Raw genomic sequence first — 17,309 nt, 5'->3', positions numbered from 1 at the left:
TACTCCTTTATTGGTATAGCGGTAATACGTTGACCGGGGACACACCCAGCTCGGCAGGCAGCGGCGACGATATCCTTCCTTTGGGGACGCGCCACCAGAGGTCCGGCGTCCCTTTCTCCTGCCCATTGTAGCGAAAGCTGAGGATGCTTTCAAAGGGCTCCTCCATTTCGCCGGTAAAGCGAACAGGGTGACGGTTTCCGGATGACTTTGGATGAAAATAATGAGCTCGGATCCCCACGGCGCATATTTCGTCCCGGATTGGCAAGGCCGTCTGCAGCCGGACTCCCCAATCCGGTACCTCGAGCTCGAATTCTCCCGTTTTATGAGCTCTGGCGATATTTTTGCAGCCGGTAAGCACCGCCGCCTGCCGGTTTTCAGGATTGGCAAACAGTTCCTTTGTTTCTTTACAGACCAGAAAGTCTCCATTTCCCATCACCCCGATCCGTCCGCAAAGGTGATACGCCTCGTCCCGGCTGTGAGTCACAAGAAGCACAGGACCGCCCAGTTCATGCAGCAGCCCCTGCATCCTCATCTGAAGCTGAACCCGCAAATGGCTGTCCAGCGCCGAAAACGGTTCGTCCAGCATCAACAGTCTCGGCCTGCTGACAAGAATGCGGGCAAGCGCTGCCCGCTGGGCTTGCCCCCCCGACAGCTGCGTGGGACGGCGGTCCTCCAGTCCGCTTAATTCCAATTGAACCAGAGCCTGCCCGTAGATTTCGTCCCGTTTGGCTTTCTCCTTTTCATTCCTTAGACCGCACAGAATATTTTGGCGCACCGTCATATTCGGAAAAAGAGCATAGCTTTGAAACAAATACCCCACCCGGCGTTTCTGGGGAGGAAGATTGATCCCTCTCCCGCTGTCGAATAGAGTCTCGCCGTCCAGCAGGATACGTCCCCGGTCGGGGCGCTCGATTCCCGCAATACAGCGTAACGTCATGCTTTTTCCACAGCCTGATTCCCCCAATATTCCCATGATTTCGCCGTCGGTTTCAAACCGCGCGCGCAGAGAGAAGGAGCCGATTTCTTTTTGAATATCCACCTGCAGCATTCAGCGGCGCACCTCCTTTTTGTTTTTTTGTTCCAAAAGATTCACCGTTAGCAGCACGGCGGTGGAGATAGCCAGATTGACGAGTACCCAATTCATGGCCCCCGCGTTGTCGTCGGTGCGCCAAAGCTGGTAGACCGTGGTGGAAATCGTGGCTGTTTTCCCCGGTGTATATCCGATCAACATGCTGGTGGCACCGTATTCGCCCAGGGCGCGGGCAAAGGCCAACACCGTTCCGGCCAGAATCCCTTGGCGGCAGTTCGGCATACGCACCCTCCAGAAAATATAAGAATTGGACAGTCCAAGGGTTTTTCCCGCGCAGGCAAGCGTTTCGTCAAAGCTTTCAAACGCACCCCGGGCGGTTCGGTACATCAGCGGAAAAGCAACGATGGCGGCGGCAAGGATACCACCGTACCAAGTCATGACAAACCGGATACCGAACTGCGCGAGGACTATGCCCAGCGGACGCTTCACACCGAATATCAGCAGCAAAAAATAGCCGCACACAGTCGGCGGCAGCACCATGGGCATGGTAAGCAGAACATCAAGAAGCCCCTTGACCGCGCGGGGCAGACGAGCGATGTAATAGGCGGAAAAAATGCCGAAAAAAAACACCAGCACACAGCTGACAGCGGCGATACGCAACGAGTTCCATAAAGGATACCAGTCCATAATCGGCGGTTCCCCTCCTTTCAGGGCCACGGACAGAAGCGGCGCTTCCTTCCGCGGCCCGAATTTTTCGTCTTATTTTAAGCCTTTGAAAATCCTACGGCTTTAAACACGGTCATGGCTTCGTCCGTAGTCAGATAATCCAGAAACGCCTGTGCTTCCTCCGCGTGTTTTGACTCTTTCAGAACGGCGGCGGGATAAATGACCTGTCCGCACATTTCGGCGGTCGCGTAGTCCACCGGGGTCAGCCCGGCGCTGAAAGCGTCAGTACAGTATACCACGCCGCAGTCCACGCTTCCTTCGATAATCTGGGTGGTGACCTCCTTCACATTGGAGCCGTAAGTAATGGCTCCCGATTTTGCCAGCGCCTTTTCGTCCAATTTATAGTACGCCAAAATTTTCTGCGTGTACTGACCCACAGGCACGTCGCTGTTGCCCATGCCCATGAGCACGCCGCCAGCGGAAAGCTTCTTCGCCAGATCGTCAAAGCTCTGAATGTTTTTCGGGTTTCCCTTCGGAACACAGAGGGTCACTTTATTTTCCAAAAGATTGACGCGGCTTTCTTTCGAGATAAAATCAAGACCCTCCGTGTTTACTTTTTTATCCGCTGTAATATCCAGCTGATTCATCTGTTTCTGTCCCGCGGAGATGAAGAGGTCACAGGTCGCTCCCTCCTGAATTTGTGTTTTCAGAGTTCCGGAGGAATCAAAATTAAAGGTCAGCTTGACGTTTGGCGTGACTTTTTGATATTGTTCGCCGATTTTTGTCAGGGTTTCAGTCATGGACGCGGCCGCGAACACGACCAGCTCCACTTTGTCCTCCGCGGCCGCGGAGGACGTGGCAGAGGAAGCGCTTTCCGCCGCGGACACTGTGGAAGACGCAGCCGATCCGTTGGAAGCTCCGCAGGCGGCCGTACCGAGCGCAATGACCAACGCCATTATCAGGGAACATAATTTTTTCATATGCCATTCTCCTTTTTGCTGTTCGCAAAATTTATTCAAAACGCGGTTTTACACGCTTTGTTCCTGTTGTTTTCAGCGGGCGCAGTCGCCCGTCACGCCACGCAGAAGCTCCATCGCGTGGGGAATCGTGTCCAGAAAAACATCCATACTCTCCTGACAGGCCTTCGGGCTGCCGGGAAGGTTGATAATGATCGTTTTGCCCCGGATCACCGATACTCCCCGGGAAAGCATGGCCCGCGGCGTAATCGTCAGGGAAGCCGCCCGGATTGCTGCGGAAATTCCCGGCGCGCTGCGCTGCGCTACTGCCAACGTCGCCTCCGGAGTAACGTCGCGGGACGCAAAGCCCGTTCCCCCTGTGGTGAGGATCAGGTCCAGCTGGCGCTGATCGCACAGGCGAATCAACTGCCGACTGAGCGGCTCTGCTTCGTCGGCCAGCAACAGCGTTTCCACAACCTCGTAGCCGGCGTTCCGCAGCCTCTCCGCAACGGCGGGGCCGCTTTTATCCTCCCTCTCTCCGCGCGCTCCCTTGTCGGACAGTGTAATCACCGCCGCCTGCCAGGGCAGAGGGGTCCGGCGCTCCTCCATCGTCATTTCATCTCCCTGAGAGATGGTACCCGGCTCAAGTACGCGCGCGAACACACCCTCCCGGGGCATAATGCAGTCTCCCATCCTTTGATAGATCGCACAGTGGTTGTGGCATTCTTTCCCGATTTGGGTAATTTCCAGCAGTACGCCGCCACAGCGCAACAGTGTGCCCACGGGCAGAGAACTGAAATCGAAACCCTCTACCACAAGATTCTCCCCGAAGGCCCCCGGGGACGCCCCCGCGCCTTTCCGGTTGAAATCTTCAATTCTATCCGCGCTCAGCAGGCTGATCTGGCGGTGCCAGTGTCCGCCGTGGGCATCTCCCTCTATACCCCAGCCGGGAGAAAAAATGCCGGTTCCGACATTCTGTTTCTGGATACCCCGTTTTTCGCTGGTACATACCGCGAGTACCTTTCCCATCTTATCCTCCAATCTGGCTCATGCTCCGGTGCTCGGTGACGTTCTGCGCACAGCTAAAGCAGTGGGCCTGCGGTTTCTTCTCAATCGCCCTCCGAACAGCGGCTTCCAGCTCTCCGTCGGTAGCTCCGCCGCGCAGCAGCGCCCTGAGGTCCTCCGCCGTATCGTAGCAAAGACAAGGCTTCAGCAGCCCGGTACTCGTCAAACGTACCCGGTTACAGCTTGTGCAGAAGCAACGGCTGACCGCGCTGATCAGGCCGATACGCCCCGTCAGCTTCCGGGTGGAATAATACCGGGCCGGGCCGTTGCCCCGCTTTTCCTCCGTGGGCTCAAGGTCCGGCCATTGGCGGCGCAGAAGATTCAGCGCGAGCTCCGTCGACAGCCCCTTCACCGTTGCTCCCTCACCGATCGGCATCAGCTCGATAAAACGGACGTCCACCGGCAGCTGCCGCGCCAAAGCCGCCAGCGGCACGATATCCCCATAGGTGTCGGCCATGAGTACCGCGTTCACCTTGACCCTCATCCCACGACGGACACAGAGCTCGACTGTCTGCCGGACGGTATCGGCACTGACGCCGTCCGTTCCGGTAACGTCTTTGTATTTCTCATTTCGCAGGGTGTCCAGACTGATGTTGACGCCGTCCAGGCCCGCGCTGCAAAGCGCGTCCAGCTGCGGGGCCAGCAGCTGTCCGTTTGTGGTCAGGGTCACCTGCTCCACACCGTTTATTTCCTTGACGCGTGCGGCAAACTCCGCGAAATTGCGGCGCAGCAGCGGCTCGCCGCCCGTTAGCTTATATTTTACAATCCCAAGCCCGACCGCCGCCCTGCACACGCGCAGAAGTTCTTCATAGGTAAGCAGGTCGCAGTGCCGAGCGAGCCGGATCCCGTACGGCATACAGTACTTGCAGCGCAGATTGCACCGGTCGGTAACGGAAACCCGCATATAATCAATCGTTCTTCCGAATCGGTCCGTCATAGGCATCCCTCACTTTCAAAATGAAAATCCCCGCTCTTGCCGCCTTGCTTCTCCACCAGATGGATGTTCCCCATTTCCATCCGCTTGTCAACGGCCTTGCACATGTCGTAGACGGTGAGCAGGGAAACACTTACACCGGTAAGCGCCTCCATCTCTACGCCTGTCTGACCTTCGCAAAGCACGGTGCATACCGCCTCTATTTCATAGCCTTCCGGATGAAGGGTAAACTCCAGCCGGCAGTTTGTCAGGTTGAGCCGATGGCACAGCGGAATCAGGTCGGCAGTGCGCTTCGCGGCCATAATGCCGGCTACCTGCGCCACGCCCAGAACATCCCCCTTCTTTGCCGCTCCGCTCCGAACAGCCAAAAAGCAATCCCTGCTCATGCGGATGCGGCCCGCTGCCACGGCCCGCCGCTTAGTCGGGGGCTTGCCGCTCACGTCCACCATCACCGCATTCCCGTTTGCATCAACATGTGAAAATTCCATGGCTTTTCTCCCTCCGTTTCACGTCCCCTTGCCGAAGCTGCAGTTCGGATAGTGGCACTCCTCGCAGTTCAGGCACAACCCTCCGTTTCCAAGACCCGCCAGCCAGTCCGCCGTAACGGGGACATCCGCCAGCAGGCGGGGCAGGACCAGGTCGAACACGGTTCTTTTCGCGTACATGACGCAGCCCGGCAGGCCGCACACTGGCCGACCGTCCGGCATGTACGCCGCAAGGAACATAGCCCCCGGCAGCACCGGCGCGCCGTAGCTGACGACGTTTGCGCCGCTGTTTTTGATGGCGAGCGGCGTCTTGTCGTCCGGGTCCACGCTCATGCCGCCGGTACACAATACCAGCTCGCAGCCCCGGTCCAGCATCTCCCGGATTGCCGCGGTGATCTTCTCATGACTGTCGTCCAGCACCTCATGGGCGATCATCGTACAGCCGTATTCCCCCATTTTTTCCTGAATCACAGGCGTGAAGGTATCTTCGATCCTTCCGTAATACACTTCGCCGCCCGTGGTCACAAGGCCGTACTTTTTCGCTCTGATCGGAGCCAGCTTCAGCAAAGGCTCACTTCCGGCCGTCTCAGCGGCGCGCGCCATCTTCTCCTTTTCGATAACCAGGGGGATGACACGAGTCCCACAAAGGTTATCTCCTTTTTTTACAGGAAATCCCGAAAGCCGCGTGGCGATCATCATTTCCCCCAAAGCGTTGATCCCGCGCAGCCGGTTCAAATCTACCAGCAACAGCCCGTCCCGGTCGGCAATCAGCTGGATCTTTCCCTCCTTTGGGGCCGTCGCATGCATTCCCGGCCCCTGACAGATGGAACGCAGAATGTCCGCCGCGTCGTCTTCATGCAGCATGGTTTCGTCGTTTTCCCAGATATACACATGATCCTTGCCCACGCTTAACAGTACCGGGATATCCTCCGGTGCGATCACATGCCCCTTGCGAAAGACAGCGTCCTTGACAACGCCCCGGACGATCCGGGTGATATCGTGGCACAGCACCTGCCCCACGGCTTCTTCAGTTTTTATCAGTTTCATGTCGTTGATCCCTGCAATTCTTTCATGATTTTCATGGCATCTCCGCGCCGTTTTCCCCAAACTGCCAGAGCCTGGGGCCCCAAGCATTTCTCCCTGCTTTTTTCAAAACGTTCTTCTACCGTAACTACGGTTTCTCCCAGTATCAGCTTATCCGCCAGATAAAGGAGCTTCGCTTCCGGCGTCGGCGCGTCGCCCAGATCATGGTGGCGTACCACGATCTCCGCCACCTGCGGCCATCCGGCCCGGTCAAGCAGTTCCGCCCCCCTGAGGTCGTGCCCATGTCCGTACCGACGGACGATGTCGTGCAGCAGGCAGGCCGCACGGAGAAGTTCTTGGTCCGCCCGCGGCACCGAAACAGCCAGTTCCAATGCTTTTTTCGCCACGGCACGGCTATGGGCCCTCACCGGACCGGGTGTGTCCGCCCGGTCAAGCAGCGACTCAATCTCCGGGTCTTCCGGAAACCGCGCGGGTTGAAGGCCCACGCTTTTTACCCCTAAGCCCTCGGCACCGTCGGTCAGAACAGTGACACCTCCCCACGGTTGCCGTATGGAAAGAACCGCGTCGAAAGGAAGGCCCATCACCGCGCACAGCCAGCCCCGGCCCGCTCCTCCGTGCCCAACCAGGACAATGTTCTCCGCGGTCTCGGACAGCAATCTTCGCACACAGCCGTCCATCCTCCTTCCCGCTCCGGCAAAACTTTCTCCGCCGGGCGGGGGAATCGTTCCCATATGTTCGCCACGAGCGGCGTACTCCGCAGGATACCGGACCTTGATCTCCCCGAAGGAAAGGCCCTCCCAAAGTCCCGGGTCCAGTTCCCGCAATTCCTGTTCCTCCCGAACGGGAACACGCCCGGCGGCCAGCAGGCACGCCGTTTGCACGCAGCGCAGAAGGGGGCTCGTGTATACGGCGGAAACCGATTTGTCCTCGAACCACCGTCCAAGACGCCGGGCCTGAAGGCATCCCACCAGGTCCAGCGCGACGGGAGAGCTTCCGGAGCAGCGGTGAAGCCCGTTTTCCGTCTGACCATGACGGACAAGATAAACCGTTCTCAAGGGGATCTCCTCCGATTTGTATTTTTATGGAACTCGCCCTCCCGAGCAGCGGGGTTTTGCCTATATGGAAAAACCCCGCTGATGAAGGCCAAAAAATCCTAATCTTTTGTCTTTTTAAAAATTTGCTGATAAATTTCTTTTACCGCCTGATTCGATTCCCGTACCATCTGGTCGTAGCAGCGAAGCAGCCACCTGCCCTTATCTGACAGCGATGTGTGGCCACCGCCCATGCCGCCGGGATGGCGGACAACAACGGAATAATCCAGCTGTTTTTCCATCTGGTTCAGAATTGTCCAGCCCTTGCTGTAGGACAGGTTCATCTGCCGGCAGGCTGTCCGGACAGATTCGGTCCGATCGATCAGGCGCAGCAGCAGCGCTGCGTCCGGCGTCAAAAAAATCTCTTCACGGGCTAATTCGATCTTCACCTGAGGGTGGAGCAGCTGTGCGTTATGCCACGAAAGCAGATTCTGAAAATCCTCAGGTGTATCAGCATCGAACAGAACGCCCTCGTCCTCCACCGGAATGCGACGCAGCTGCGCACGACTGCAGTCCAGAGCACCCCGAAGGCCGTTTTCACCTTCGTATTGCAGAACGCCCGGCAGAAGCCCGGTAGAAATCAGCAGCGGATGGCCCTCCTGGTCACCATAGAGGGGAATAGCCACGTCCGCACCGCTGGCCATCAACGTTTCGGCCGTTTGTACCGTAAACAGCGGAATATCCACCGGAGTAAAGAGCACCTGCCCGCATTCGCAAAGCAGATACCGGAACCCGATTTTCGCGGAATCCAACATCTGTGTAGAGGCGTACTCCGGATTTCTTAGGCAGATGACCCCCATTTTGGAAACATGCTTTTCCAAAATATCCGCCCGATTTCCAGTGACAACGACGACCGGATCGGCCCCCGCCTGCTGCAGCGTAAAAATGATTCTCCGGATTGTTGAAATGGACCCGACCTTCAGCATAGGCTTGAAGGCACCCATCCGGCTGGACATGCCCGCCGCAACGATAACCGCTCCGGTTTTCATCAAATTCCTCCCTTACCGCAGCATGCGGTTCTCCTCTTCTTTTCCGGCGGCTGCTTTTGTTCCCGTGATTTTATCAGCAAACCGGACAATAAACGGAGATACGATCAGCGTTACAAGGATGCCCGGCAAAAACAGAACCGGACAAATGGCAGCCCACGCCAGCCAGAACGCGGGGGTGAATCCGACATTCAAAAGCGTCATTCCCGCAGAGATGATGGTATTATACACAACCGTAATTACTACGGCGTTCAGCAGCGACTGCAGGAACGAACCGGGCTTCGCTTTGCAAAAAGTGCACAGCCTTGCGCTCCAGCTGCCCACGGGCAGTATCAACGCAGCCAGATAGTTAATAGTGAACGCGCTGGCCCATGTGGTAAAAAAAGATGGGAACGTCAAAGGATTTCCCAAAAAAAGGTTGGCCACCACGGCGATGACTGCTGCCAAGATAATCATCGCTACTGATGCGATCACACTTTCCACATAATTTTTATATAGCATCCGCGCTTCATCCTTTCACTTGAATTACAGCATTTCCAGTTGATTCTGCAGCAAGGTTACGTTCCTCCCCCGCCGAAGGCCGGGGAGGAACGTGCTTTATGTCACAAACTGAAATGGAATTGCTGTAGGGGGCCTCCGGTTCGAAAAGTCTTATTTCATACGCAGGACGGACGCTTTCAAAAGCGCTTCCAGCTCATTGATCTTATACCGGTTCTTTTCAAAGGGAACCGCGTCCCGGGTGGCAAGCTTTGCCGCCGCCTCGGCGGTCTCCTCCCCGACGGGCTTTCCGATCAGGTAACCCTCCACTTCCTTTGCTTCCAACGGGACGGGGGCGACGCCGCCCAACACGATCCGCGCGCCCGTAAACCGGCCGTTTTCCGTACTGTACAGGCTTGCGACACTGGCAATCGCGAAATCCACCGACTTGCGCAGGCGAAATTTGTCATAATGCATGACCGCGCCTTCCACAACGGGAATCTCAAACGCTTTGATCACCTCGTTGGGCAATAGCTGGTCGGATACCCTCAGCGCGGCGGTACAGAAATCCTTCGCCTTTATTCTTCGCCGGGTCGTTACCACGGTAGCGTCAAGCGCCATCAGGGCGGTGGACACGTCGGAAGGGTTCACCGCGTAACAGCCGCAGTTCATACACCGCTTTGCCTCTTCCTCTGCCACACCGTTCGCGTAGCTGCTTTCATCTTCGTCGGCGAGGGTGCGTCGGGAAACCGGAAGCTCACTCTGACGGTTGGCCTGATGTACCCGGATCCCCTCGCGGTCAAAGCGCAGGAAGCCGTCGTTCTGATCCCCCCTGCACTCATGGAGGGGATAGCCCAGATAAGCGCTGATGCTTTTTGCCGCGTTCCCGCCAGCGCGAATGGCGCGGATAGCGATATCGGGGCCGGTGGCCGCGTCGCCTCCGGCATAAACACCGGGCTTTCTGGTCTCGTTATGCGCACCGACCGCTATCAGGCCGCGGGCGGATTTGACCTCGTCCTTAAATTTGTCCCCCAAAAAATCCAGATCCACTCTCTGGCCGGTGGCCAGAATGACGCAGTCGGATTTTAAGGTAACAAGATCGGAATCGTCGTAAGTGGGATGAAACCGTCCGTTTTCATCCCGGACAGATAGGCAGCGGTTTGTTTCCATCCCGATGACCCTGTCGCCCTCGTAAATAACTTTGGACAGACCGCGTCCGTTGATGATTTCTATCCCCTCTTCAAGGGCGCGGGCGATCTCCTCTTCGGAAGCGGGCATTTCCTCCCGCTGCTCCAGACATACCAGCGTGACCTTTTCGGCTCCCAACCGGACAGCGGTGAGCGCGACGTCCATGGCCACGTTGCCGCCGCCGCACACCAGCACGTTTTTATCGATCTGCTTGCTCATAAACTGTTTGACTTCCACGAGGAAGTTCAGTCCGAATTGGGTCAGGCTTTCGCCATCCAAGCCAAGTATGGGCTGCTTCCACGCGCCGGTATCCAGAAAAACGGAGTCGTTGGCCGCTTCGATATCCTCAATCATAATATTCTTGCCCACTTCGGTGCCGCAGCGGAACTCCACACCCATATCCGCGATCGCTTTGACGACCGCGCGCACGTAATGCTTCGGGAGCCGGTACTCCGGGATGCCGTACATCAGGACGCCGCCCGCCTCCTCCATTTTGTCGTAAACCGTCACTCTATGTCCCTGCCCGCGAAGGTAATAAGCCGCGGTCAGTCCGGCGGGACCGCCGCCCACAATAGCGACCGTCTTCCCGGTTTCGGAATCGGGGGCCCGGTAATATCGATCCATATTTTTCAGGATATAGTCTCCCACAGAACGCTCCACACAATGGATATTGACACTGTCTCCGTGCTCGCACTGGTTGCAGCTCTTCTGGCAGGGATGGGGGCAGACGCGGGAGGTCAGCATGGGCAGCGGATTGACCCGCAGGAGAATTCTTGCGGCTGAATCCCAGTTTCCTTCTCGGATCTTCTGCATATACGCCGGGATATCAGTCCCGGCCGGGCACCCCACGGAACAGGGGTTGGCATGGGCCCTCATGCCGCCGAAGATGGAATGGTACCTATTGTCACCCTGACACGCATAGCACTGGTCACCGCCCTTACGGGCGCAGATCAGGCGGCCGCCCGTTTCATGCGGATAGCGGTAAAACCAGCAGCGAACATCCTGACAGACGTTGCCGCCAATCGTTCCTTTGTTGCGGATCAACGGAGTGGCGACGGATTTTGCGGCCTCCGCTAGCAGCGGCGCATACTTCTTTACTTCGTTGCTTTCCACCACCTGAGTCAGCGTGGCAAGCGCGCCAATTTTCAGCACGCCGTCCTCTGCGGAGACAGTGTTGGAACTGGGAACCCGTTTGATATCGATCAGAGCGTCCGGATAGTCCGGAAGGATACGGTCTTTTAAACCGCCGATCAGATCGGTCCCCCCCGCGATCAGGACATTCTTTCCTTTTTCGGCCAGCATTTCCCCGGCCTGCGAAAAACTTTCCGCGCGTTTATATTCAAAATTTTTCATGGAATCCCCTCCTTAAAGTCTGCCAAGCGCTTTCAGGATTACGTCCGGCGTTGCGGGATAGGTGGAAACCTGAACGCCAATCGCATTTGAGATTGCCTGCATGGTGGCGCTGGCCGCCGCCGCGCCGGCAATTTCGCCCACACCAACCGCCTTGAACTGGTAGGTGTCGAACTGAGAGCTCATCAGTACCGTCTGAAATGTTGGAAACTCGTTGAAGGGTCTCCACTTATAGTCGATCATATTATACGTCAGCGGGCGTCCGGTTGCCGGGTCGATAATGTGCTCTTCAAAAGTTGCCGTATCCAGACTAGCGGAGCCGATTCCACCGTGGCACTGCATTTCCAGCGTGGCAGGGTCAAGCACCTGGCCGGCGTCGGAGCCTCCGCACATATCGATTACGTCTACCTTGCCGGTTTCCTTGTTGACCTCCACTTCCAGAAAGACCATAAAGAAGTTCGGTGTGGAGAAATTTTCTAAGTGTTTCCCGTATCCGGTGAAAGAAGTAAACTGTTCCGTCAGCTTTTTGATGGGGACCTTCTTCCCGGGCCGGGCGTGAGTCACCACACAGAAGTCCTCAATTTCCATTTTATCGATGGTGACCTCCAAATACGGCTCCGCCTTTTCAAAGATCATACGCTTGACCTCGTCGCAGGCGTTGGCTAGCGCGTGGCCGTAGGTAATGGTACCACGGCTGCCGCAAAGACCCATCCCTGTGGGGTTAAGGGTGCTGTCGGCCGGCACGATGTCAATGTTTTCGTACGGAATATTGAGGGAATCCGCCACGATTTTCAGCATGTTGCTTCTCTGACCCATGCCGGACTCGGTAATGTCGGCGTGCACGATCACTCGAATATTATCGGAAATCAGGTCCGGCATCACGCGCACATAAACCTCGTTGTTATCCTCGCCGACATCTGCGTTTCCAATAATTCCACAGCCGACGCCCCGCACAACGTTACCGTCCTCACTGGTCCAGGTGGGTACTCCCCATCCCTTCCAGCGATTTTTCCAGCCAAATTTCTCTGCGATGGTGTCGATCGCTTTGACATAGTTAATGGAATGGGCTTTCCATTGGCGCCCGTCGCGCCAGGTATATACATCGCCGTCGCTGACGTAGTTCTTTTTATAGCATTCCACCGGATTAAAATTGCCTTCCCGCATGGTGCGCCCGATTAACAGTGACAGGCAGGAATTCAGTTCCTGTCCGCCGTAGCCGCGCACAATTCCGGCAGGCTGCTTGTTGGTAACGACAATATTGGTGTCCAGATCCCAGTTCGGACATTTGGCCATAACCAGTTGGGACTCGCCGATGCCTACGCCCACCTGCCCCTGCGTCGCATTGCAGAACGCACCGGTGTCTACCGCCCATTCCGCCTTTACAGCGCGGACGATTCCTTCCTTATCCATTCCGATTTTCGCGTGAACCTGGCTGCCCAAACGGGTCTCATGGTTCGTCATTTGCTCAATTTTTGTCTCTGCGTACTTAACAGGACGGTGGGAAGCCATGGCCAGCAGAGCGCCAAAAATAACAGGAATCCCAATGGTTTGTTTATTTCCGTAACTACCACCGACATTAAAAGTTTTAGTCTTTAGGTTGCAACCGGGAATTACCGTTGAATTGACAATGCGCAGGATAAAAGTACTTTGGGAGGTACCGTAAACCGTAAAGTCCAGATCACCGTCATAGCAGACGATCGCAGCAGGTGGCTCTGGCGCCATAGGAGCACACATTTTGTTGAACGCCACTGTATCCTCGGCAATATAGGTACATTCTTCAAATCCTTTATCCAAATCTCCCTTCACCAGATGCCAGAAGGGACCGTCTTTCTGGAAAGGCGGATACCCCGGGGGAACAATGTTGTGGGGCATGGATTCGTACAACTGGGGAGCTCCGTCTTCAAGGGCGGAAAACCCGTCGTAAACTGCGGGAAGCACATCATACTGCACTTCGATCAGATCCATTGCCTCATTGCAAATATCGACTGTGTCGGCGGCCACCAAAGCAACGGCGTCGCCAATATAGCGCAGATGCCTGTCAAGCACGGGTTTCTGGGGAGGCCAGCCGAACATCCATTTCTGATCCACGTCTTTATAGGTAAGTATGGCCCGCACGCCCGGGATCTGTTTTGCCTTTTCCACATTGATGGATTTGATAAGAGCGTGGGAATGTGGGGATTTCAGAGATTTCCCGTAAATCATATTGGGCAGAGAGAAATCGTCCAAAAAGACGGCCTTGCCGGTAAGAATATCCTTTGCGTCCTTGCGGGGGGTATTTTTTCCTACGTATTTGTAATTTTCTTTTTTAACAGGCTGTATGTTCATATTACTTACCAACCTTTCCCACAACTTCACCGATCGCCTCAAAAACATGGTACTGGCTGATACAGCGGCAGAAATTTCCACTCAGCGCTTCCTTGATCTCACCGTCGTCAGGGTGGGGGGTTTTGTCCAGCAGCGCTTTTGTAGCCATGATGATGCCCGGCGTGCAATAGCCGCACTGAAAGGCGTATTTGTCCAGAAAGGCCTGCTGAATGGGGTCCAGCTCGCCGGTCACGGGGTTCTGCAGTCCTTCGATGGTGATAACGTGCTTGCCGTCGCAGTCGACTGTCAATGTGATACAGGATGTAATGGCGTCGCCGTCCACAATCACTGTGCAGCAGCCGCAGACACCCTCTCCGCATGCCTGTTTGGAGCCTGTCAGCCCCAACCGGTTGCGAAGCGTTTCGGACAGTGTTTCACTGGGGGGAAGCTGGCCGAACATCGTGCCGACAGAAAACCGGTATTCTGTTCCGTTGACATAAAGGGTAATCGAATTTACCTTCATGCATTTCATTCCCTTCTATTTAATTAATCAAACGATTGATTAGAATCATGCTGAAAAATTCGCCGCTACTGCCAACGGCATTTCAATCGTTCATTTATTAACAATAATAAAGCAGCCATTGCTGATTTGTCAATATCTCATAAACAGTTTTCTGTAAATTGAACGATATTCGTACGATAGCACAAAAATAAAGAGTTGCACTAATGCAACTCTACGGATTTCTATTTTTTTGCAAGTCGGTTTTTCTTCATTGCTCTTTCCTAAAAAAACCGTTATAATAGAGATAATCATATGATTAGACAATAAAGACTAAGGAGAAGCCTATGCAGGATTCAAATAACCCTTCCGACACCAGGCAAAACTTAATCAACGCCGGGGTCAAGCTCTTTGCCATACACGGTTATGAAGCAACATCTACCCGTATGATTGCGAAAGAAGCAAATGTCAATATTGCCACCATTGCCTTTCACTTCCAAAATAAAGAGGGTTTTTACAGAACCGTTCTGAACTATGTTGCTCATGAGTTAGACAGACCCTTGCTTCCTTTGGTCGACCATGTCAGACGGCTGCGCGGCGCAAATTCCATCACTCCCGCGGTTGCCTGGGTGCTGATCGAAGAATACGTCGACTCCATGCTGAAAACCGTGCTTGAAATTCAGGATTTTGAACACGCCCACTATTTGAATCTGCTGTACCACGAGCAGTTGTATCACCCAGGCAACCAATATCCGATCACGCAGGTGATCTGCAAAAAAATGGAGAACATCCTCACGGAACTTCTGCAGGATTACCGCGGGGACATGAACCGTGACACGGCCACTACCATCAGCCGCATCGTTTCCAGTTCCATCGTCGCGTTCGGAGAACATCCCATGTTCATCCGCCGGGCACTGGGGCTTGAGGATGATGCGTTGCTTCCCACCCATATTATCGAAACTGTTAAAGAATATCTTTTAAACAGCATCTGTAGCTTCCGCCCGTAAACCTAGGTCGCGTTTGTCCTCAGTCTCAACTCTTGTTATTGGTTCATCATTCCAATCACATTACCGAAAAAACAAGACACGCCCCATGCAAGCATAAAACCGTTGACACCCATGAGATTCAACAGGTTTATAAAGACATCGACTCCTACGAGAAGAAAAAAGCTGTAGATTTTGCGGCTGATCTTGTCCGCTATATTCCGTTTAAGTAGAAAAGTCGCAACAGCCGCAAGTGCCTCAATAAACCCGGCGAACAATGATCCGCCTATCCATGCATGACCTGACATTTTTACCAGTATGGCAACTATAATGGTTACGACCGCACCAATCCAGCCAGCCGCTTTATCCTCCGCCCATACCTGCTGTGTTATGGTTTTCTGGCAGTTTCTGCTCTGCGTACACTGCGTCCGTTTCGGGCAGAGAACACAGTCGTAATATTGGCCATACACATATTCGTTGGGATCTTGTAACCGGCGTCGGCAACAACGCATTTGATTTCAGGGAACGTGGCCTTTACTTTGTCATAAAGCTTTTGTACATCACGCTGTCATGGACGTAGGCGGGAGAAAGTTCTACGCCAAGGATGAAATTGTGCCGGTCGCGGGCTATGTGCGCGGTGTAGGCAAAACAATTTTCATGTTCCCCCTTGTAGAACAATCCTTTGTCTTCAAGCTAAAGCGGAAGTGCTTCCGCTTTTTATAGCATATCCTTCTTGACGCTGACCTTTAGCCCGTTCTCGACGCCCAGCAAAAATAAATTGTCTTTCCCAGGCACTAATCCATTGCTCCTTATAAATCTTGTCGGTATGGTTGTGAATCCATTACGAATAACCACACGGGTTTCATTTTCATGTAAATCATGGCCGACATCAACCCGATAAATTAAATAGTCTTCGTGATTTTCCCGAATAACTGTGACCGACTTATCAGGTGATATTCCAAAATGCTGGATGTAAAGTCTAGGAAAGTAAATTTGCTTCGTTGCTGATATTTTTAATGGGCATCCTAAAATATTCAATAGCTTCTCTCCCCTTTTATACACAAAAACTCGGTTCCTTTCGGACAGATAATAATCCCTTCGGTTGTGGCCACAAGGTAAACACAGTCCCCGATCTGGATGTGGTTTGACCGCGCCCATTCAACCGGAAGATTAAACCGGCCGATGCTAAGCTCCTTTAGCTCCCTGCTCGGATTTCGATGGTGGACAGGAGTAATTATCAACAGGTTTTTATTGCATTGCATGTAGACCTCTGACGTTTCATGGATGCCATAAAGCTTGCGTATGCTTTTGTCGATCACGATACGATGCCTTGCTGAAACGATTGCCGGCAGGCCGATAATTTTTAGATATTTCATTTCTAATCTCCAATCATAAAAAATGAGCAGAGCAGGATTAATCCTGCTCTGCTCTTACTTTTTCAGTGCGGTTCCCCCATGCTTCCAAAGCAGGGAAAAAAAGGGTGGGCATTGCTTATTAAGAGTTATTTAATGGCTGCATTTTACCCATCAACGGATTTATCACTGCCATATTCTCTCTTACGTAGAAGCTTCCACTTAGCTATCTTAGAGATAAAGTCTTTTTTTCTCTGCTTTAACGTAACCTTCCTTGTGGAATTAGTTCCTTGGGGTGTCATATTGATATGGGGGGCCATATCAAATTGGCTTAAAAGAAGGCGGCAGAACAGCCGCAGCTTGAGCAGCTTGGACGCGGATAAAGGCTGTCCTGGGATACTTTTCTGCCGGCATGGGATTGTATGACGGCCGCTTTGCTTCTTCCTGCCGGGTGCCGTGCTTTCTGTAGGATTCTCACCGATCGGAAGATCTGCCGGCATGTTGGTTATGTATTCCGGAATTTCAAGCTGTTCAAAGGATTCCTCCATTTGCGGAAGATCCGGCACTTCCGAATTTGTTTCTTCCGGTTGATCTGTCGGCTCCGCAACCTGCGGCTCGGTGAATACCGTGTACCGGTTTGAAGTTTGTCCGTTATTCAGACGGTGACGTGGCTCGGAAATGACCATGCCCGCCTTTTCCAGTTCCCGTAAAGCCCGCGTTACCGTCGCTACACTGACCCTGCAAGCCTGTGCAATCGTCCTTTTAGACGGCCAGCATTCGCCGTTGATGTTGCTGCACTCCGCTAAATAGGAATAGACATGCATTGCTTTGGCTGTCAGCTCCAATTTCCGGACGATCTTCATCATATTCGATACAAAGTATCCCTTCATGTTGCTCCC

Annotated in this window: 18 protein-coding genes; 1 reads left to right on the top strand and 17 read right to left on the bottom strand. The window is 54.1% G+C overall.

Annotation, left to right across the window (positions count from 1 at the left end):
- Positions 1-7 precede the first annotated feature (7 nt).
- The 13 genes from LY85_RS16465 to LY85_RS16405 all read right to left on the bottom strand — a co-directional run bounded on the left by LY85_RS16465 (position 8) and on the right by LY85_RS16405 (position 14,099).
- Positions 8-1,048, bottom strand: coding sequence for an ATP-binding cassette domain-containing protein (locus LY85_RS16465; protein WP_141827536.1), 1,041 nt, complete (start codon positions 1,046-1,048; stop codon positions 8-10).
- Entirely contained in the window at positions 1,049-1,717 is a 669-nt protein-coding gene (modB, locus tag LY85_RS16460) for a molybdate ABC transporter permease subunit (protein WP_141827535.1), read from the bottom strand. It lies immediately after the preceding gene.
- 77 nt (positions 1,718-1,794) lie between these two features.
- Entirely contained in the window at positions 1,795-2,676 is an 882-nt protein-coding gene (modA, locus tag LY85_RS16455) for a molybdate ABC transporter substrate-binding protein (protein ID WP_141827534.1), read from the bottom strand.
- Between the two features lie 72 nt (positions 2,677-2,748).
- The gene (locus LY85_RS16450; protein ID WP_141827533.1) at positions 2,749-3,681 is read right to left on the bottom strand and encodes an MOSC domain-containing protein; all 933 of its coding nucleotides are present in this window, start codon (positions 3,679-3,681) and stop codon (positions 2,749-2,751) included.
- A gap of 1 nt (position 3,682) precedes the next feature.
- Positions 3,683-4,654, bottom strand: coding sequence for a GTP 3',8-cyclase MoaA (moaA, locus tag LY85_RS16445; RefSeq protein ID WP_141827532.1), 972 nt, complete (start codon positions 4,652-4,654; stop codon positions 3,683-3,685).
- Entirely contained in the window at positions 4,651-5,139 is a 489-nt protein-coding gene (gene moaC / locus LY85_RS16440) for a cyclic pyranopterin monophosphate synthase MoaC (protein ID WP_141827531.1), read from the bottom strand. Before moaC ends, moaA begins: the two co-directional genes overlap by 4 nt.
- 18 nt (positions 5,140-5,157) lie before the next feature.
- Positions 5,158-6,183: a molybdopterin-binding protein gene (locus LY85_RS16435; RefSeq protein ID WP_141827530.1), complete on the bottom strand. Its 1,026-nt coding sequence runs from the start codon at positions 6,181-6,183 to the stop codon at positions 5,158-5,160.
- Positions 6,180-7,235 carry a histidine phosphatase family protein gene (locus LY85_RS16430; protein ID WP_141827529.1) on the bottom strand — a complete coding sequence of 352 codons (1,056 nt, stop codon included), beginning with the start codon at positions 7,233-7,235 and terminating at the stop codon, positions 6,180-6,182. The genes LY85_RS16435 and LY85_RS16430 overlap by 4 nt, the downstream gene beginning before the upstream one ends.
- Positions 7,236-7,333: 98 nt before the next feature.
- Positions 7,334-8,260, bottom strand: coding sequence for an NTP transferase domain-containing protein (locus LY85_RS16425; protein WP_141827528.1), 927 nt, complete (start codon positions 8,258-8,260; stop codon positions 7,334-7,336).
- A 12-nt stretch (positions 8,261-8,272) separates the two neighbouring features.
- Positions 8,273-8,758, bottom strand: coding sequence for a sodium/proton-translocating pyrophosphatase (locus tag LY85_RS16420; protein ID WP_141827527.1), 486 nt, complete (start codon positions 8,756-8,758; stop codon positions 8,273-8,275).
- Positions 8,759-8,908: 150 nt separating this feature from the next.
- Complete coding sequence (locus LY85_RS16415; protein ID WP_141827526.1) at positions 8,909-11,275, bottom strand: FAD-dependent oxidoreductase; 2,367 nt, start codon at positions 11,273-11,275, stop codon at positions 8,909-8,911.
- A 12-nt stretch (positions 11,276-11,287) separates the two neighbouring features.
- On the bottom strand, positions 11,288-13,597 hold the full coding sequence (locus LY85_RS16410) for a molybdopterin cofactor-binding domain-containing protein (protein ID WP_243122591.1): 2,310 nt from the start codon (positions 13,595-13,597) through the stop codon (positions 11,288-11,290).
- 1 nt (position 13,598) lies between these two features.
- Positions 13,599-14,099: a (2Fe-2S)-binding protein gene (locus LY85_RS16405; RefSeq protein ID WP_141827524.1), complete on the bottom strand. Its 501-nt coding sequence runs from the start codon at positions 14,097-14,099 to the stop codon at positions 13,599-13,601.
- Between the two features lie 323 nt (positions 14,100-14,422).
- Between LY85_RS16405 and LY85_RS16400 the strand changes: the two genes are divergently transcribed.
- The gene (locus tag LY85_RS16400; protein WP_141827523.1) at positions 14,423-15,082 is read left to right on the top strand and encodes a TetR family transcriptional regulator; all 660 of its coding nucleotides are present in this window, start codon (positions 14,423-14,425) and stop codon (positions 15,080-15,082) included.
- A gap of 35 nt (positions 15,083-15,117) precedes the next feature.
- Here the strand turns inward: LY85_RS16400 and LY85_RS19600 are convergent, their stop codons facing one another.
- From LY85_RS19600 to LY85_RS16380, 4 genes are all read right to left on the bottom strand, one after another.
- Entirely contained in the window at positions 15,118-15,528 is a 411-nt protein-coding gene (locus LY85_RS19600; protein ID WP_243122590.1) for a hypothetical protein, read from the bottom strand.
- A 247-nt stretch (positions 15,529-15,775) separates the two neighbouring features.
- Complete coding sequence (locus tag LY85_RS16390) at positions 15,776-16,096, bottom strand: hypothetical protein (protein ID WP_141827522.1); 321 nt, start codon at positions 16,094-16,096, stop codon at positions 15,776-15,778.
- Positions 16,093-16,434: a hypothetical protein gene (locus tag LY85_RS16385; RefSeq protein ID WP_141827521.1), complete on the bottom strand. Its 342-nt coding sequence runs from the start codon at positions 16,432-16,434 to the stop codon at positions 16,093-16,095. The genes LY85_RS16390 and LY85_RS16385 overlap by 4 nt, the downstream gene beginning before the upstream one ends.
- Positions 16,435-16,577: 143 nt before the next feature.
- The gene (locus tag LY85_RS16380; protein ID WP_141827520.1) at positions 16,578-17,300 is read right to left on the bottom strand and encodes a helix-turn-helix domain-containing protein; all 723 of its coding nucleotides are present in this window, start codon (positions 17,298-17,300) and stop codon (positions 16,578-16,580) included.
- Positions 17,301-17,309: the final 9 nt, after the last annotated feature.

The organism is Clostridium sp. KNHs216, assembly GCF_006714885.1.
In the GTDB taxonomy this organism is placed as follows: Bacteria; Bacillota; Clostridia; order Oscillospirales; family Acutalibacteraceae; genus Caproiciproducens.
This window is presented reverse-complemented; position numbering and strand designations above follow the sequence as displayed.

What these genes read in the sequence shown, in the direction of transcription:
- modB (WP_141827535.1), bottom strand. Translation starts at nt 1,717, where the DNA reads ATGGACTGGTATCCTTTATGGAACTCGTTGCGTATCGCCGCTGTCAGC.
- LY85_RS16465 (WP_141827536.1), bottom strand. Translation starts at nt 1,048, where the DNA reads ATGCTGCAGGTGGATATTCAAAAAGAAATCGGCTCCTTCTCTCTGCGC.
- LY85_RS16400 (WP_141827523.1), top strand. Translation starts at nt 14,423, where the DNA reads ATGCAGGATTCAAATAACCCTTCCGACACCAGGCAAAACTTAATCAAC.
- LY85_RS16410 (WP_243122591.1), bottom strand. Translation starts at nt 13,597, where the DNA reads ATGAACATACAGCCTGTTAAAAAAGAAAATTACAAATACGTAGGAAAA.
- LY85_RS16450 (WP_141827533.1), bottom strand. Translation starts at nt 3,681, where the DNA reads ATGGGAAAGGTACTCGCGGTATGTACCAGCGAAAAACGGGGTATCCAG.
- moaC (WP_141827531.1), bottom strand. Translation starts at nt 5,139, where the DNA reads ATGGAATTTTCACATGTTGATGCAAACGGGAATGCGGTGATGGTGGAC.
- LY85_RS16420 (WP_141827527.1), bottom strand. Translation starts at nt 8,758, where the DNA reads ATGCTATATAAAAATTATGTGGAAAGTGTGATCGCATCAGTAGCGATG.
- LY85_RS16405 (WP_141827524.1), bottom strand. Translation starts at nt 14,099, where the DNA reads ATGAAGGTAAATTCGATTACCCTTTATGTCAACGGAACAGAATACCGG.
- LY85_RS16425 (WP_141827528.1), bottom strand. Translation starts at nt 8,260, where the DNA reads ATGAAAACCGGAGCGGTTATCGTTGCGGCGGGCATGTCCAGCCGGATG.
- LY85_RS16385 (WP_141827521.1), bottom strand. Translation starts at nt 16,434, where the DNA reads ATGAAATATCTAAAAATTATCGGCCTGCCGGCAATCGTTTCAGCAAGG.
- moaA (WP_141827532.1), bottom strand. Translation starts at nt 4,654, where the DNA reads ATGACGGACCGATTCGGAAGAACGATTGATTATATGCGGGTTTCCGTT.
- LY85_RS16415 (WP_141827526.1), bottom strand. Translation starts at nt 11,275, where the DNA reads ATGAAAAATTTTGAATATAAACGCGCGGAAAGTTTTTCGCAGGCCGGG.
- LY85_RS16435 (WP_141827530.1), bottom strand. Translation starts at nt 6,183, where the DNA reads ATGAAACTGATAAAAACTGAAGAAGCCGTGGGGCAGGTGCTGTGCCAC.
- LY85_RS16380 (WP_141827520.1), bottom strand. Translation starts at nt 17,300, where the DNA reads ATGAAGGGATACTTTGTATCGAATATGATGAAGATCGTCCGGAAATTG.
- modA (WP_141827534.1), bottom strand. Translation starts at nt 2,676, where the DNA reads ATGAAAAAATTATGTTCCCTGATAATGGCGTTGGTCATTGCGCTCGGT.